The following is a 16414-nucleotide window of genomic DNA, read 5'->3' on the forward strand; positions in this document are numbered from 1 at the left end:
GGACATTGCCGTGAAGCAAACAGCGGAGCTGTTTGTAGGCAATGTGCGAGACGACAGTCGAGCCAACAGAACACGAATGAAGTTCGTCCTCAGTTGCGGGACGAGCTGGCGGCGAAGCCGACTGAGGGGTAGCCCAAGGGAATTCATGTCAATCTTGGTTTAACAGAGCTTTCAGCAATCGTTTCAGGATGGAAGCGGGCGACTTCTGGTACCAAACGTTCGCTGAAACGGCAAAATGCAATCGTTTGATGCCAGGAGCAACCGTCTTCTGGCATCAAACAACCGCTCCTTCTAGGCACAAGCCTGTCCTGCTCCAGCCTTTGTAGGGTGAAGCGCCACCATTTGCCGAAAATCGCCAGAGGCAGTCTCCCGTGGAGTAGATTGAATGCCATGCATGACATGAATGATTCAACTCTGGCACTGGCAATCGGCGGATTCGGAGCGGCGCGCGGTTCCACCTGCCCCGGCATCGAATCTGTATCGCTTCAGATTACGAATACTGACGGTGCACACACTGATGGCACGCACGGGGCACCGGACCCTGCGACTCCGTCCGTGACCTTGGTCAAGGACGGTCTGCTGGCCGACGTACCCTCCCCCACGTGGCTCGAGCGCGATGGCGATCTGCTGTACGCCGTGCTTGAGGATGCGAACGAAGTGGCCGCGTTCCGCATCGGACGAGACGACGCCGCAAACGTTGGCAATGCGGCCGACGATGCCGCCACGAACGGTTCCGACGAGCGCATGGCCGCGCCTTCCCTGACCGAGTTGTCCCGCGTGGCGGCGCAAGGCGTCAGCCCGACCCATGCGGCGATCGCCATCGACGATCTCGGCGCTAAGCATCTCATCGTGGCCTGTTACGCCGATGGGCATGTCAGCGTATTCCCGATCGCGTCCGACGGCTCCGTACTGGATGCCACGCAGGTGCTGACCGGCGAAGGCCATGGCCCGCTGCCGGCGCAGGAGGGCCCGCACGCGCATTGGATTCTGCCGTTGCCGGACGGCCGCGTGCTGTCCACCGACCTGGGCGCGGATCGCATCTACGTGCATCGGTGGAACGCCGGAGTGCTGGAGCGCGTTGGGGCGGTGGTTTTGGCACCTGGCACCGGTCCGCGGGACATGCACCTGTTGCCGGTCGCCGGTGATGCGGCAACGCAGTGGCGTGTGGCCGTGGTCGACGAATGGGGCGATACGGTCACCTTGCTTGGCCCGAAGCCCGTCGACACAGGCGATTCATGCAAGGCCGGCATGAACCTTGGCGTTGTTTCCGAACATACCGACGATCACGGTGAGGCCGTTGCCGTCAGGGGCCACTCGGATGGCATCGTCGTCCTGCAGACCGTCGACCTCGGCGGCGACCCCCTCGACCAGGCGGCATCGCTGGCGTTTGTGCCGTGGTCTTCGTTGCGTAGTGGTGCTTCTGACGGCAACGGCAACGGAAGCGGCAAGGCCGTCACACATGAACTTGCGTCTGATTCCGAAGCTGGGTCGTCGGTGGCCGGCATCGCATACGTAGGCCTGCGCGGGTCGGAACGTATCGTGGCGTTGAGTTGGGACGGCGAGCGCCTGTCCCGTCTGGCCCCGACCAATGAGCCTGGATGGCAGGGACGCGGCATCGACTGCGGTGGTAGCCGTCCACGTCACATCCTGCCGGTCGGCAACCTGCTGCTGGTGGCCAACGAGGTCTCCAACAACCTGACCGTATTCCGGCTCGCCGCCGACGGAACGCCCATCCATGCCACCGATCTTCCGTCCGGCTCACCCACCGTGTTCGTACGGCTGTAATACTGGGGTTTCATTCGTAGGACATCGCCGGGAGGCTGCCCGGTGATGTCCTACGATGACGGGTATGAGTGAATACACGCATGTCGAGCACGGGTTCGGGCCGGTGTGGGATGCGGAATCGCGGTTGCTGATTCTGGGCTCCATGCCGAGTCCGAAATCCCGGGAGGCGGCGTTCTATTACATGCATCCGCGCAACCGGTTCTGGCCGGTGATGGAGGCGGTGTTCGCCGATGCCGGCGCTGATGGAACCGCACAGGATGCTGCCGGCGGAACCTCACGGGATACCGCCGGCGATACGCCGGAATCCCGCCGTGCATTCGCCTTACGTCACCATTTCGCGCTGTGGGATGTGATCGCCTCCTGCGACATCACCGGGGCGTCCGATTCCAGCATCCGCAACGCCGTGCCGAACGATTTGACGCCGATACTGCGCACCGCGCCAATCGTCCATATCTTCACCACGGGCGCGAAATCGGCCCAGCTGTATCGCAAGCTCATCGAGCCGCGTCTGGCGGAAGCCGGCATTGCCGTGCCGATGACGCCGCTGCCGTCCACCAGTCCCGCGAACGCCTCGATGCGACTGGATGATCTCGTGGCCGTCTATCGCAGGGCCATGTGCGCCGCGCTGTCAGACCTGAGCTAACGAGGGTTTTCTGGCAGCCAATTCTCCGATAATGCGCGACAGCGGCAGCAGATGCAGGAAGACCGCGGCGAACAGACTGGATGTGGGCGCGTTGATGGTGGCCAGTGGCACGGCGCCGGCGATGGCCCAAGGCACCAACGGCGCGATGACCACAGCGGAATCCTCGATGGCGAGCGCCAGTCGAGCACGGTTGTCGGCATCAGTCGCGGCTGCGGTATTGGCGGGACTCATTGTGCCGGTAGCACCGATAATGCCGGCAGCATCGATTGTCGACTCGCTCTCACCGGGATCGTTCCCGATATTCGACGCGGAGCCCGCCCCATCGTCCGGAATATCGGTAATGTGCCTGCTTCCATCGCATACGGCATCGTGACGATACAATCCTCCGCACAACTGATGGGTCAGCATGATGGCCAGCGTCTGGTTGCAGGCGAGCATGGCCGCGCCGACGGCTGTGATGATGGTGGCCGTAACGGTTCCGACGCGCCCGGCCAACGCCGATATCGCATGCTGCAGGTGGTCAAGCATATGCGTCTGCGCGAAGATGCCGGAATAGGCCGCGGAAATGCATACGATCGCCATCACGGTGAGCATGGAGACCATACCCCCGCCATTGAGCAGCGCGGCGACCTGCGGATTGTCCGAACGGTACCCGAATACCAGCAGCTGCAACAGGTCCGGCACGCCCATGCCCTGAACACCGATGCAGACCACCGTTGAGACGGCGATGCTGGCGAGCATGATCAGGCGTACGTCAAGCCGCATCAGTGCAAGCGTTATCACGACGATTGCCGGCAGCACCGTGAGCCAATGCAGGTGGAAGGCGGAGGAGAAGAGCGCGGCGATATCCGTCGTACCGTCCGCGGCAGCGGATTGTCCGGCCACGGCCACCGAAGCCGCTGTCTGTGATGCGCTGGATCCCGAACCGTGATGCGCTTCCGCCACCGCGGCCGCTCCGTAGACAAGGCAGCTCAGTATGAACGGTATGGCACCGGTGCGCACCATGCGCCTGAGATTGTCGAACAGGTTGGTGTGCGTGAGCTGCGCGACGAGCAGGGCGCTGGTGGATACGGGCGAGCAGCGGTCGCCCACATAGACGCCGGCCAGAATCGAGCCGCCCAATATCACCGGATTCGCGCCCATGGTCAGCCCGAGCGACATGCAGATCGTACCCATCGTGGCCGCGCTGGCGAAGGAGGAACCGGTCAGCACGGACATGCCCGAGCATAGGAGAAAACTGAGTGGAATCACCGTCACGGGATGAATGATCGCGACCGCGTGAGCCACAATGTATGCGATGGTGCCGCTGGCACGCCACAGCGATGTGAGCAGTCCGATCAGCACGAAAGTGATCAGCACCGTCGATGCGGCACGCATACTGCCTGCGGCATGAACGGCTATACCTCGCAACGGGACTTTCCGCGCCAGACCGTAGCCGGTGAACAGCAGCACGCCGATAAGCAGAGCGGGGATGATCGACCAGCCTAATCCCACGCTGACGAACAGCACCGCGCAGAACATCAGCATCGTCAGCGCTTCCGCCATATGCCTTTTCCTTCCCGGTGTCAGCACCATGATTTCCTCAAGGCTCTGTTACACCAGATTGACGCGCTCCCCCTGATTCTCGCCCCTCCCCTGTCAGAGGAGCTGGCGGCGAAGCCGACTGAGGGGTAGTCCGCTGGCGTAACGGAGCCGTCCGCAATGGGTATGCGACAGGCCGTCACACCGATACCGCACACCAAGATACAAGAGCAAAGCCGTCGAAGCGGCCAGTTGCTCATCCGGCGCGGTCATGCGAGGCTGATGCCCATCCAGGCGCGACACGCGCGGAGGCGTCGCGGGGGTTTGCGTTCAAGTGCGGTTGAACTGTTTCAATATGAATTGTTAGCGTTCACGGAGACACCGTGATATTATCGATAAATGGCATGTGCACGTGTGGAAGCCCACCGCAAACCATAGGGCGCATCTACATAGCGACGAAGGAGCAACAATGAAGTACCGCAGCGTTGGCAAGTCCGGTTTGAAGATCAGCGAAATCGCACTGGGCAGCTGGGTCACGGACCTCAAGGGCACGGCGGCCGAGGATGTGGCTAAGCAGACCGTGAAGCTGGCGTACGATAACGGCGTCAACTTCTTCGACTGCGCCGATGCCTATTCGGGCGGCGCGGCCGAGTGCTTCCTGGGCGAAGTGCTCAAGGAGTACCCGCGCAAGGAGCTCGTGATCTCCAGCAAGGTCTTCTTCCCCACCGGCGAGGGCGTGAATGACCGCGGTCTTTCGCACAAGCACATTTTCGAAAGCATCGACCAGACGCTGAAGAACATGCAGCTTGACTACCTCGACATGTACTTCTGCCACCGTTTCGACGAAACCACCGATCTGACCGAGACGCTGCGCGCGATGAGCGATCTGGTGACACAGGGCAAGGTGCTCTACTACGGCGTTTCCGAGGAATGGGGCTCCGCCCGTCTCGAAGAGGCCCAGCGCATCATCGACCGTTACAACCTATACCCGATCACCGTGGTCCAGCCGCAGTACAACCTCAACGACCGCTACATCGAGCATGAGATCATGGGCACCTGCCGCAAGCTCGGCATCGGCATCACCACGTTCTCCCCGCTCGCCCAGGGCCTGCTGACCGGCAAGTACCGCAAGGGCCAGCCGCTGCCGGCAGGTTCGCGCGCCACTTGGCAGTCCGATCACCAGATCAACGACCTGCTCACCGACGAAAATCTCGACAAGGTGGAGCAGCTGCGCACGGTGGCCGACGAACTCGGCACGAACCTGCCGGTGCTTTCGATGGCGTGGATCCTACAGCACCCGGAAATCAGCTGCGTGATCGCCGGCGCATCCAAGCCCAGCCAGCTGGAGAACAACCTCAAGGCCTCCGGCTTCGTGATTCCGGCCGACGCCATGGCCGAAATCGACAAGATCACCGGTTTCCACCGCTTCGAGCGTCACGTGGGCTGACGGTTCAGGAATGTGGCCATAGCCATAAACCGATCCGATGGATATGGCCACACCCTTTTCCGGGAGGGCGTCCCCATGGAGGAGCGCCCTCCTGTTTTATGCTCTTTACGTTCTCTTATGCGCCGAAATCACGGTCATACTGGTTGTTCTCCCGAGTTATGGCCTCCTCCACATCATGGGCGGTCTGCGCGATGACCTGGTCATAGCCGGACAGGGCCGCGAAAGGCATGAACTGCGCCGCCCGTTTATGCCGGGACATGTGCGGATGCCTGCGCGACTGATGATGCGGCATATCGATGATGTCGTCGTATCGATGCGTTTCCTGTAGTGTCATGCCCGGTGTCCCCCAATCTGATTGTTCCGCTCGATGCCGGTGGCCCCTTTCTCCATGTTCATGGCTTTGACCACAGAGTTCTTGCCGAATCGTTGTTTGATATCCAGTAGCGTGCGCTCGATGTCCTCCGCATGCGAGTCTTTTCCGCCAGACCGAGTCACGGCGGCCGGCTCCTCCCGCGCCGATTCGTCGGCTTCGACCGCCTTCTCGCACATTCCGGCTTCCGCTGACGAGGGCTCCAGCCCGGCGAACAGGTCCAATTGTTCGTATCGTTTGCCGGCGGCCAGCTCTTCGGGCGTGGCCAGATCGTCCGCGATCACGGTCAGACGGCGCACCAGCAGCAACGGATCGGCAATGCGTTCGAACAGCATCGCCATCGCCATACGGATACGGTCGGCGGACGCGGTGAAATCACCCAACCCGATGGACCCGACCGCAGGCTTGGGCACCTTGCGCCCGTAATGGTCATAGGCCACCGGTCCCTTGTATTCTTCTGCCGCGCGTTCGGCCAGCCTATGTATCGCCGGTTCCTCGCAATCGTCCAGCCTGTCCGGATCGAGGCTGCCGGCGTCATATCCCACAACGAGCATCAGGCGGTTCGTCCTGACGCCTTTGCCCACCAGATCGAGGGCGAGTGCATCCGCCATCTCCTTGGTGATAAGCCGTGCCGTATGCCATACGGCGGGCCCGGTGAGCACCTGACCGATGCTGGTGCTGTGCGCATCCGGCTCATAGGATTGAATGTCCGCGATGGTGCATGGCTCCCAACCCCATGCATGGTCGATGAGCAGCTCCGCGTTCACCCCGAACATGCGGTACAGCAGTTCCTCGTTGTAATAATCCGAGGCCCGACCCACCGAGCATCGGGCGATATCCCCCATGGTGAGCAGTCCGGCTTTTTCCAGCTTGCGGGCATACCCACGTCCAACCCGCCAGAAATCGGTGAGCGGCCTGTGGTTCCACAGCAACCGGCGATAAGACATCTCGTTCAGTTCGGCCACACGCACGCCATCCCGGTCCGCAGGCATATGCTTGGCCACGATATCCATGGCGACCTTGGCCAGGTACATGTTCGTCCCGATGCCGGCCGTGGCCGTGATGCCGGTCGCATCAAGAATGTCGCGCACGATGGCCCGGGCCATCTCGTGCGGCGTCATACCCAAGGCCATGAGGTACGGCGTGGCATCGATGAACACCTCATCGATCGAATAGACGTGGATGTGTTCGGGCGCCGCGTATTTCAGATAGATGCCGTATATCTGCCCGCTGATCTGCAAATAGTGGGCCATGCGGGGTTTCGCGATCACCATCGCGGCCTTCAGCAGCGGCGTGCGCTCCAAGTCGCGCACGTCGCATGATTCCCCGGCAAAACGGCCGCCGGGGATCGCCGCCGCCCGCACGGCGTTCACCTCGCCCAGCCGCTGCTTCGCCTCGAACAGACGCGGACGGCCCGGAATGCCATACGCCTTGAGTGAGGGCGACACGGCCAGGCAGATGGTCTTGTCCGTTCGGGTTTCATCCGCCACCACCAGATGCGTGGTCAACGGATCGAGCCCGCGTGCGGCGCATTCCACCGAGGCGTAGAAGGACTTCAGGTCAATGGCCAGATATGTGCTCTGACGCCCGCCATGCGCCGATGCAGTCATGACCATCACCCCCTTCCTTGCCATGCGCAACCATCCGGTGTTCGATTCGTTGTCCCAATACCATAACACAACCTTCGAACATTTGTTCGACACGCCGCGAGCGTCGATGTAGTCGCCGATTGGTAGGGTTAACAGGTAGTGAACCCCCTGCTTGAAAAGGAGCTTTGGCTTGTCGGCTGAACTCGAAGACATTCACGAGGAATGTGGCATCTTCGGCGTATGGGGCCATCCCGACGCCGCCCGACTCACCTATTTCGGCTTGCACGCACTGCAGCATCGCGGTCAGGAAGGCGCAGGCATCGTCTCCAACGACCACGGTCATCTCATTGGCCACCGCGGACTGGGCCTGCTGACCCAGGTGTTCGGTGACGAGCGTGAAATCGAGCGCCTCAAGGGCGATCGCGCCATCGGCCACGTGCGGTATGCCACCGCCGGTTCCGGCACCACGGACAACATCCAGCCGTTCATCTTCCGCTTCCATGACGGCGACGTGGCCCTGTGCCACAACGGCAACCTGACCAATTGCCCGTCGCTGCGCCGCAAGCTGGAAGACGAGGGCGCGATCTTCCACTCCAACTCGGATACCGAAGTGCTCATGCACCTCATCCGCCGCTCCCTTCAGCGCACCTTCATGGACAAGCTCAAGGAAGCACTCAACACGGTCCACGGCGGCTTCGCCTACCTGCTCATGACTGAGGACGCCATGATCGGCGCGCTCGACCCGAACGGCTTCCGCCCGCTCTCCCTGGGCAAGATGAAGAACGGCGCATACGTGCTGGCCTCCGAGACCTGCGCTCTGGACGTGGTGGGCGCCGAACTCGTGCGCAACATCCGTCCCGGCGAGATCGTGGTGATCAACGACCACGGCTACAAGATCGTCCAGTACACCAACAACACGCAGCTGGCCATCTGCTCGATGGAGTACATCTACTTCGCCCGTCCGGATTCGGATATCTACGGCGTCAACGTGCATTCCGCCCGCAAGCGCATGGGCGCACGTCTTGCCGCCGAATCCCCGGTGGACGCGGATATGGTGATCGGCGTGCCGAACTCCTCCCTGTCTGCCGCTTCCGGCTACGCCGAGGCCGCCGGCCTGCCCAACGAAATGGGCCTGATCAAGAACCAGTACGTGGCCCGCACGTTCATCCAGCCCACGCAGGAACTGCGCGAGCAGGGCGTACGTATGAAGCTGTCCGCCGTGCGCAGCGTGGTCAAAGGCAAGCGCGTCATCGTCATCGACGATTCCATCGTGCGCGGCACCACCTCCAAGCGCATCGTGCAGCTGCTCAAGGAGGCCGGCGCGGCCGAAGTGCACATGCGCATCAGCTCCCCGCCGCTCAAGTACCCGTGCTTCTACGGCATCGACATCTCCACCACCAAGGAGCTCATCGCCGCCAAGATGAGCGTGGAGGAGATCCGCGAGTTCATCGGCGCCGATTCGCTAGCCTACCTCTCGCTGGACGGCCTGGTCGAGTCCATCGGCCTCAATGCGGACGCCCCGTACGGCGGTCTGTGCGTCGCCTACTTCAACGGCGACTACCCCACCGCTCTGGACGATTACGAGGCCGACTTCCTCAAGTCCCTCACGCCCGAAGATCGCGTGCGCCTGCCCGAATTCGCGCTGTATAAGAGCAAGTACATCGGCAACGAGTACAACACCGTGCAGCCCACCGAGTCCAAGTGACCGTCATCCAATCGATTCAAGCGTATACACATTTCAACTAATGACTACCCCTCAGTCGCGCTTCGCGCGACGGCTCCCCTAACAGGGGAGCCGGGGTGTGAGCAAGAAAGGCCCACCAAATGCCAAAAGCATATGAGAACGCCGGAGTGAGCGTCGAAGCCGGATACGAAGTCGTCAGGCGCATCAAGTCACACGTGGCCCGCACGAACCGTCCCGGCGTGGTCGGCGGCATCGGCGGCTTCGGCGGCCTGTTCGACCTGGCCTCCCTCGGCTACAAGGAGCCGGTGCTGATTTCCGGCACCGACGGCGTGGGCACCAAGCTCATGGTGGCCAAGATGATGAACAAACACGACACCATCGGCATCGACTGCGTGGCCATGTGCGTCAACGACATCGCCGCCCAGGGCGCCGAACCGCTGTTCTTCCTCGACTACATCGCCTGCGGCAAGAACGACCCAGCCCTGCTGGAGCAGGTCGTGGCCGGCGTGGCGGACGGCTGCGTGCAGGCCGGCTCCGCACTGGTCGGCGGCGAAACCGCCGAGATGCCGGGCATGTACGACGAGGACGAATACGATCTGGCCGGTTTCTCCGTGGGCGTGGCCGAGAAGTCCGCCATCGTGGACGGCTCCACCATCGCCGACGGCGACGTGCTCATCGGCCTGCCCTCCACCGGCATCCACTCCAATGGCTTCTCCCTGGTGCGCAAGGCCCTGTTCGAGCAGGCCGGCTACACCGTGGACACCAAGCTGGACGAGCTGGATGGCAAGACGCTCGGCGAGGTGATCCTCACCCCCACCAAGATCTACGTCAAGGCCCTCTCCCCGCTGTTCAAGGCCGGTCTGGTCAAGGGCGTCGCCCACATCACCGGCGGCGGCTTCATCGAGAACATCCCGCGCATGATCCCGGACGGTCTAGCCGCTGAGATCGAGCTCGGCACCTGGCCCGTGCTGCCGATCTTCAACGTGCTGGAGAAGGCCGGCGACATCGACCACAAGGAGATGTACAACATCTTCAACATGGGCATCGGCATGGTGCTCGCCGTCTCCGCCGATAGCGCGGACGAGACCATTGAGCTGCTCAAGTCCAACGGTGAGGCCGGCTACGTCATCGGCCGCATCGCCCCGGACACGGACGGCACTCAGATCGTACTGAAGTAACTTCAAGGCTCCCCTCTCTGAGGGGAGCTGTCGCGTATACGGCTGAGGGGAGACACGGTTCGTTATCCGACTCCTCCCCTCAGTCAGCTTCGTTGGCAGCTCCCTCGGCGAAGGGAGCCAGAATATTCTCGGAAAGGACACATCAATGGGACAGAAGGTTCTGGTCATCGGTTCCGGCGCGCGCGAGCACACCATCGCTTACACCCTGCTCAAGGGTGCCAGCGTGGATGAGGTGACCGTGGCCCCCGGCAACCCGGGCATGATCAGGGATGGCATCCATATCACCGCGCTGAGCGAATCGAACCACGCGGCGCTCATCGACTTCGTGAAGGACAACGGCTACGACTGGGTGTTCGTGGGCCCGGAAGTCCCGCTCATCGAAGGTCTGGTGGACGATTTCGCCGCCGCCGGCATCAAGGCGTTCGGCCCGCGCAAGGCCGCCGCCCAGATCGAGGGCTCCAAGGACTTCGCCAAGCAGCTCATGGAGCGCCACAACATCCCGACCGCCAAGTACCAGACGTTCTCCGATCTGGAAGGCGCCCAGAACTACGTGCATGAGCACGGCGCCCCGATCGTGATCAAGGCCGATGGCCTGGCCGCTGGCAAGGGCGTGACCGTGGCCATGGACGAGCACACCGCCCAGCGTGCTCTGGAGGACATCTTCGTCGATCACCGTTTCGGCTCCGCCGGTGCCAAGGTGGTCATCGAGGACTTCCTGGAGGGCCAGGAGTTCTCTCTGATGAACTTCGTGAACGGCACCGAGTTCTGGCCGATGCCGATTTCCCAGGATCACAAGCGCGCCCACGACGGCGACGAAGGCCCGAACACCGGCGGCATGGGCGCCTACAGCCCAGTGCCGCAGATTCCGCAGTCCGTGATCGATGAGGCCATCGAGACCATCGTGCGTCCCACCGTGGAGGGCATGGCCGAGGAAGGCACGCCGTTCACCGGCATCCTGTACGCCGGCCTGATCGCCACCGCCGACGGCCCGAAGGTCATCGAGTTCAACGCCCGTTTCGGCGATCCGGAAACCGAGGTGGTGCTTCCGAAGCTCACCTCCGACCTGGGTCAGGGCATCAGCGAAATTCTCAACGGCGGCACCCCGGAGTTCACGTGGGACGAAGAGAACGCCACGCTCGGTGTGGTTCTGGCTTCCAACGGCTACCCGGAGAACGTCATCAAGGGCGCCCGCGTGCCCAAGATCGAGGTTGATGAGGATTCCCACGTCTACTACGCCGGCGTGGTGTCCGATGGCAAGGGCAGTCTGGTGGCCAACTCCGGCCGCGTCCTGCTGGTGGAGACCTCCGCCCCGGACATCAAGGCCGCGCAGGACAAGGTCTACGCGATTCTCGACAAGCTGGAGACGCGGGGACTGTTTTACCGCCACGACATCGGCTTCAAAGCGCTGAATGCGTGATGATGGAGCGTTAGCTGCGTTGCTCCTCGGTCGACGTACCTTCGTACGCCTTCCCTCGGTGCGCCTTGCTACCGCACACATCATCACACATTCAGCAAGCTGAAATAGGCTGAAATAGGCTGAAATGAGGGAAGCTCCCACATGGGAGCTTCCCTCATTTTGACTGATGTGAGGCCGTTGTCTCGGCTCCCCTCTCTGAGGGGAGCCGTCGAGCGTAGCGAGACTGAGGGGAGTCACATCCATATCTAGCTCATCTTGGTGATGAGGTTAAAGAGGCGCTGTTTGGCTTCCGTGAAGGGCGGATAGACGGCACGGAGCGTGTCCGGGAACTGGGGTTTGACCACCACGGTCTTGATATGGCTGAATGTGTCGAAGCCGGCCTTGCCGTGGTAGGCGCCCATTCCGGAGAGCCCCACACCGCCGAACGGCAGCCTGCTGGATAGCAGATGCCCCAAGGGTAGGTTGAAGCCCAACGCGCCGGAACTGGTACGACGCTCGAAGGCGAGCCGAACCGCATGGTCGCGGGAGAATACGTATGCAGCCAACGGCTTCGGACGGCTGTTGATGAACCGGATGGCCGCATCGGCGTCCCGCACTACCAGAATCGGCAGGATAGGCCCGAAGATCTCCTCCTTCATCACCGCCGCATCCGGCCGGGTGCCGTAGAGCACTGTCGGCGCGATGTAACGAGCGTCCCGATTCACCTTGCCGCCGCAAACCACACGCCCAGCCGAATCGGTCACGCCTGGAACCTGCAGAATGCCGGCCGCAGGTTCCTCATCAATCGGCTCCGAGACCGCATCGGCATTCATGGCCGTCTCTTGTGGCGTCACTCCCCCACTGACATCGGCAGCAGACGTTTCATCCGCTTTCGGAGCCGTGCCACTGGCAAGCGCGCTGACCACCTCCGCGACGTTGCCGCCGCTTCGGTTGGCCGCGGCGACTCCCGCATTGATGCGTCTGCCGACCATGTCCATCGCCGCACCGACCGCGGACGCGGCCACCACAAGCGGCGAGCTCGGCGTCTCGGGCGGTACGGTGCCGTCCGGCAGCAATCCGATCAGTCGTTCCATATGCCGGTCGTTGATGATGCGACCGTAATCCCGCGAATCCTGCGGATTCTCGCCGAAGAATTCGGTGATCGCCACTGCGATGCGGCGGGCCAACGCTTCGGCCACGTCCGGCGTGGCGAGCACGTAATCCGGTGCCACGCAGGTCTGGCCGGCGTTGGTGAACTTGCCCCAGACGATGCGCCGAGCGGCCACATTGATGTCCGCCGTACGGTCCACGTAGCACGGCGATTTGCCGCCCAGCTCCAACGTAACCGGCGTCACATGCTCGGCCGCGGCCTTCATCACGATTCTGCCGACCCGTTCGCCGCCGGTGTAGAAGATATGATCGAACGGCTGCCTCAGCAGCTCACCGGTCTCCTTGGGACCGCCTTCGACCACGCATATGGCCTCATGGTCAAGATACTGTGGCACCAGTTCGCTCAACAGACGGGCGGAGTTGGGCGCGAGTTCGGACGGTTTCAGGCACACGGCGTTGCCTGCCGCAATCGCATCGGCCAGCGGAGCCAAGGCGAGCAATACCGGATAGTTCCACGGTGCGATGACGAGCACCACACCCTTGGGTTCAGCCACGGTCCAGCCGGCGGCCGGTTGCAATGCCAGCGGCATCGGTTTAGGCTGTCGGGCGGTCCATCGTCCCAGACGGTTCCGCACAAATCGCGACTCGTCGGCCACGAGATTCAATTCCATGAGCACGGTTTCGGCGGCGGGCTTGCCCAAATCGGCGGCCACCGCGGCCACGAAATCCTCCCGGTTCTCCGTGACCATCCGCCGCAGCGCGTCCAACTGTGCACGTCGCCATGTCAACGGGCGTGTTCGTTCGGAGGAGTAGGCGTTGCGCAATCGCGCAATTGACATATCCGTCATCCTTTATGCAAGCCTTTCGTCAGTTCCAGGTAGCAACGTCAGCATCAGCAAAACCCATCATCATGATTCCACAAAAGACCGTTACGCCAAGACTGATATGCGTCCAGATGGACTACCTCTCAGTCGGTTTCACCGGCAATTCCTTGAACAAAGGGAGCCAGGAATAGGCGCTTGCTGATTCCCATGCAATAGCTCATGATTCCATAGTCACATGGGAGTGAAGCGGCACACCGGTGGCCACCCGCCAGACGGCCATGGCGCGGCCGAAATAGGTGGTGCAGGTGGGTCCGGCGAGCTCGTCCGTGGTGATGGGGTTGCCGCTGGCCACGCCCAACAGCTCCGCGTCACGGATGGCACAGGACGGGGCATCCGGCGCATCACCCCGCGCCGGTTCCGAACTCACCATGATACGCCGGTCACCAGTCGTATGAACCACGCCATGCCCATCGGTCAAGGCGATGGATTGGAAGACCAGTTCGGTGTCGTCCCAGCGGGGATCGTCCTGCGGATACGGGTTCGGCACACGTTCGCATCGCGTGCTGACCACAACCTCCGGTCCGGCGGAGACCAGCACATCCCGGCCCAGTTCACGCCCGTCCGCCGCATAGGCCACCGCAGTCAGCTCACCCGGTTCGTACGGCACACGGAACTCCGCCATGCACCGGCGCACCGGCCCCGTGCCTCCAACGGGCCGACCATTGAGCAGCAAACGTACGCATCGCCCACCGGAATACACCTGAACCAGCGCGTCACGCCCCTCATACCCGTCCCATGACCAGCTGGCCACACCGTCATGCCCTCGCTCGATGAACCGTGAGGTGCGCCCCGGACGCGCCGCTCCCCCGCCGTACAGCAACTGCATGGGCCGCACGGTGATGGCAGGCCGGCGCCGCACGCCGGTGACCACCTGACGGTAGAGCATCTGCCCAGTCGGCTCACCGGTGATGTCGATGAGTCCGGAGCCGCCCAACAGGCCGGGATACCGCCGATACGGGCCGGTCAGGTGGCCGCGTAGGGCGGCACGGTTGCCGTATTCGGCCGTCCAACCGTCCGGTTCGGGCTTCGTGTACGCCCATGCGCTCACCGATGCCTCGCCGATGTAGTCCCAGCCGGTCCATACGAAGTCGCCGATGAGATACGGCAGCCGGCGGATCTCGGGCCAGGTGTAGGCGATTTCCTGCGGATACGTCTCGCTGGCGCAGAACACACGGTTCGGGTGGCGGCGGTGGAACCATTCCGGCCCTTGACGGCAGTAGTTGAGACCGGCCACGTCCACCTCGCGGAAGACGGCATCGGTCTGGCGGTCCATGATGCCCGTGGCGAGCGCAAGCGGCATCAGCCGGTCGATGGCCGCGAGCAATGCCGGACCGGAGGCGTGTTCGAGCGTGGTGTTGAGGCCAGGCTCGCCCTCCACCTTGGCGTCGTGCTCGTTCATGCCGGCCTTGGTTTTGGCGGCGAGTGACAGGGATATCGGATTCACGCAGTCGATGACTGGTCTTGACGGGTCGATTTCCCGGATTATCGAGCGCATCGAGCGTGCGGCTTCGGCGGCACGCGGCGACTTGGTGTCCGCGATCTCGTTGCCAATGGAGTAGAGCACCACACTCGGGTGGTTGCGGTCCTTGCGAACCATTGCAGCCAGGTCGGCGGCGTAATGGTCGCGGAAGGAGCCGGCATAGTCGTAGCTGGTCTTGTGCATCCACCACATGTCGAAGGCCTCGTCCATCACCATGAGGCCCACCTCGTCGCAGGCGTCAAGGAAGGCTTTGGAGAGCGGGTTGTGCGCGGAGCGGACGACGTTGAAGCCCTGTTCCTTCATGATGCGGGCGCGGCGGTATTCGGCCTGGGGCAGGGTGGCCGCACCGAGGATGCCGTTGTCGTGGTGCACGCAGCCGCCGTTAAGCAGCATACGTTTGCCATTGAGTCTGAGCCCGTGCGCGGCGTCGCAGGTGAGCGTGCGAATGCCGAATCGCTCAGTGTGGACGTCGAGTACCGTGCCGACTTCCGTGCAGAGTTCGATACGTGCGGTGTACAGCGCGGGAGATGCAGGCGACCAGAGCCGGGCGTGCGGAATCATGCCCGTTGTCCCGCGGAATCGTGCGACCGTGGCTCCGGAAGCGTCCGCAACCGTCGTCCAGAGGTATTGGTTCGGGCCGATTGGTTGGTCAAGGTCAATGGCGATGGTGGCGGAATCGTCGTCGGCGATGGCGACGGTGCTGATACGAGCGGCGTCGGGGCGGATTACGTCGCACGGTTCGGGCGAATCGGATGGGGCCGGCTTGGTGACGTCGGCGGACGGACTGCGAGTGATGGACGGGCCGGACAAGCCTGACAGGTCGCGCGAATCGGCCGTGTCCCCGGTATCGGCGACCCACAGCCATACGGGCCGGTAGATGCCGGAACCGGAGTACCAGCGCGAGTTCGGGCACCGGGAATTGTCCACCAGCACGGTCAGGGCATTGGCACCGGGCTTGAGTAGGGCGGCGATGTCGAGATAGTAGTCGCCGTAGCCGTATGTGAGCTCGCCGGCCGGTTCGTCGTTGACGAGCACGGTGGCTCCCGGGTAGACGCCTTCGAATTCAAGGAGCGCGGCGGTGGGCGGAGTGGCGACGTGCAGCGTGGTGCGGTATTCGTAGGTGCCGCCAAGATAGTAGCCGGTGTTGTAGCCGTTGGGCGTGTTCGGATCGCGCGCCTCGCGGATCATCGCGTCGTGCGGGAGCGTGACCGATTGCCATGAGCCCCCATCGATTGAGCGGAACTGCCAGTGATGATTCACGTCGATGCGCTTCATGGCTTTTATTGTAGGTCGGGCGGCATGGGTGGAACGGCATGATTCCGGAGTG

At 62.8% G+C, this 16414-nt stretch carries 12 protein-coding genes; 6 read left to right on the plus strand and 6 right to left on the minus strand.

The features are described 5' to 3' along the window. Positions 1 to 143: 143 nt before the first annotated feature. Complete coding sequence (locus tag DF196_RS13335; protein WP_146194761.1) at positions 144 to 392, minus strand: hypothetical protein; 249 nt, start codon at positions 390 to 392, stop codon at positions 144 to 146. 7 nt (positions 393 to 399) lie between these two features. Between DF196_RS13335 and DF196_RS11985 the strand changes: the two genes are divergently transcribed. Both DF196_RS11985 and DF196_RS11990 read left to right on the plus strand, forming a co-directional pair. Next, positions 400 to 1785 carry a lactonase family protein gene (locus DF196_RS11985; protein WP_241519712.1) on the plus strand — a complete coding sequence of 462 codons (1386 nt, stop codon included), beginning with the start codon at positions 400 to 402 and terminating at the stop codon, positions 1783 to 1785. A 64-nt stretch (positions 1786 to 1849) separates the two neighbouring features. Continuing rightward, positions 1850 to 2428, plus strand: a complete 579-nt coding sequence (locus DF196_RS11990) for a uracil-DNA glycosylase family protein (protein ID WP_109058038.1) — start codon at positions 1850 to 1852, stop codon at positions 2426 to 2428. On the opposite strand, the gene DF196_RS11995 is transcribed toward DF196_RS11990, so the two are convergent. Then, a complete protein-coding gene (locus DF196_RS11995; RefSeq protein WP_241519713.1) occupies positions 2414 to 3973 on the minus strand; it encodes a Na+/H+ antiporter NhaC family protein in 1560 nt (519 codons plus the stop codon). The genes DF196_RS11990 and DF196_RS11995 overlap by 15 nt on opposite strands. 445 nt (positions 3974 to 4418) lie before the next feature. Here DF196_RS11995 and DF196_RS12000 point away from each other — a divergent pair, with 445 nt between their 5' ends. Then, a complete protein-coding gene (locus DF196_RS12000) occupies positions 4419 to 5396 on the plus strand; it encodes an aldo/keto reductase family protein (RefSeq protein WP_109058039.1) in 978 nt (325 codons plus the stop codon). Between the two features lie 115 nt (positions 5397 to 5511). Here DF196_RS12000 and DF196_RS12005 read toward each other — a convergent pair whose 3' ends face one another. Both DF196_RS12005 and DF196_RS12010 read right to left on the minus strand, forming a co-directional pair. Continuing rightward, on the minus strand, positions 5512 to 5730 hold the full coding sequence (locus DF196_RS12005) for a hypothetical protein (protein WP_109058040.1): 219 nt from the start codon (positions 5728 to 5730) through the stop codon (positions 5512 to 5514). Further along, positions 5727 to 7376: a Y-family DNA polymerase gene (locus tag DF196_RS12010; protein WP_170115073.1), complete on the minus strand. Its 1650-nt coding sequence runs from the start codon at positions 7374 to 7376 to the stop codon at positions 5727 to 5729. Before DF196_RS12010 ends, DF196_RS12005 begins: the two co-directional genes overlap by 4 nt. A gap of 169 nt (positions 7377 to 7545) precedes the next feature. Between DF196_RS12010 and purF the strand changes: the two genes are divergently transcribed. The 3 genes from purF (at position 7546) to purD (ending at position 11634) form a co-directional block, all read left to right on the plus strand. Then, on the plus strand, positions 7546 to 9060 hold the full coding sequence (purF, locus tag DF196_RS12015) for an amidophosphoribosyltransferase (protein ID WP_109058042.1): 1515 nt from the start codon (positions 7546 to 7548) through the stop codon (positions 9058 to 9060). Between the two features lie 119 nt (positions 9061 to 9179). After that, positions 9180 to 10217 (plus strand): phosphoribosylformylglycinamidine cyclo-ligase, encoded by a 1038-nt coding sequence (gene purM / locus DF196_RS12020; RefSeq protein WP_109058043.1) that lies wholly within the window; start codon positions 9180 to 9182, stop codon positions 10215 to 10217. Between the two features lie 145 nt (positions 10218 to 10362). Then, positions 10363 to 11634: a phosphoribosylamine--glycine ligase gene (purD, locus tag DF196_RS12025; RefSeq protein ID WP_109058044.1), complete on the plus strand. Its 1272-nt coding sequence runs from the start codon at positions 10363 to 10365 to the stop codon at positions 11632 to 11634. 245 nt (positions 11635 to 11879) lie between these two features. Here the strand turns inward: purD and DF196_RS12030 are convergent, their stop codons facing one another. Both DF196_RS12030 and DF196_RS12035 read right to left on the minus strand, forming a co-directional pair. Continuing rightward, on the minus strand, positions 11880 to 13571 hold the full coding sequence (locus DF196_RS12030; RefSeq protein WP_109058045.1) for an aldehyde dehydrogenase family protein: 1692 nt from the start codon (positions 13569 to 13571) through the stop codon (positions 11880 to 11882). 193 nt (positions 13572 to 13764) lie between these two features. Further along, on the minus strand, positions 13765 to 16362 hold the full coding sequence (locus DF196_RS12035) for a glycoside hydrolase family 2 TIM barrel-domain containing protein (protein ID WP_158276325.1): 2598 nt from the start codon (positions 16360 to 16362) through the stop codon (positions 13765 to 13767). Between the last annotated feature and the right edge of the window lie 52 nt (positions 16363 to 16414).

The sequence above is a fragment of the Bifidobacterium callitrichidarum genome (assembly GCF_003129905.1).
In the GTDB taxonomy this organism is placed as follows: domain Bacteria; phylum Actinomycetota; class Actinomycetes; order Actinomycetales; family Bifidobacteriaceae; genus Bifidobacterium; species Bifidobacterium callitrichidarum.

Excerpts from the sequence above, each read along its gene's own strand:
- DF196_RS13335 (WP_146194761.1), bottom strand. The coding sequence starts at position 392 with ATGGCATTCAATCTACTCCACGGGAGACTGCCTCTGGCGATTTTCGGC.
- DF196_RS11985 (WP_241519712.1), top strand. The coding sequence starts at position 400 with ATGAATGATTCAACTCTGGCACTGGCAATCGGCGGATTCGGAGCGGCG.
- DF196_RS11990 (WP_109058038.1), top strand. The coding sequence starts at position 1,850 with ATGAGTGAATACACGCATGTCGAGCACGGGTTCGGGCCGGTGTGGGAT.
- DF196_RS11995 (WP_241519713.1), bottom strand. The coding sequence starts at position 3,973 with ATGGCGGAAGCGCTGACGATGCTGATGTTCTGCGCGGTGCTGTTCGTC.
- DF196_RS12000 (WP_109058039.1), top strand. The coding sequence starts at position 4,419 with ATGAAGTACCGCAGCGTTGGCAAGTCCGGTTTGAAGATCAGCGAAATC.
- DF196_RS12005 (WP_109058040.1), bottom strand. The coding sequence starts at position 5,730 with ATGACACTACAGGAAACGCATCGATACGACGACATCATCGATATGCCG.
- DF196_RS12010 (WP_170115073.1), bottom strand. The coding sequence starts at position 7,376 with ATGACTGCATCGGCGCATGGCGGGCGTCAGAGCACATATCTGGCCATT.
- purM (WP_109058043.1), top strand. The coding sequence starts at position 9,180 with ATGCCAAAAGCATATGAGAACGCCGGAGTGAGCGTCGAAGCCGGATAC.
- purD (WP_109058044.1), top strand. The coding sequence starts at position 10,363 with ATGGGACAGAAGGTTCTGGTCATCGGTTCCGGCGCGCGCGAGCACACC.
- DF196_RS12030 (WP_109058045.1), bottom strand. The coding sequence starts at position 13,571 with ATGACGGATATGTCAATTGCGCGATTGCGCAACGCCTACTCCTCCGAA.
- DF196_RS12035 (WP_158276325.1), bottom strand. The coding sequence starts at position 16,362 with ATGAAGCGCATCGACGTGAATCATCACTGGCAGTTCCGCTCAATCGAT.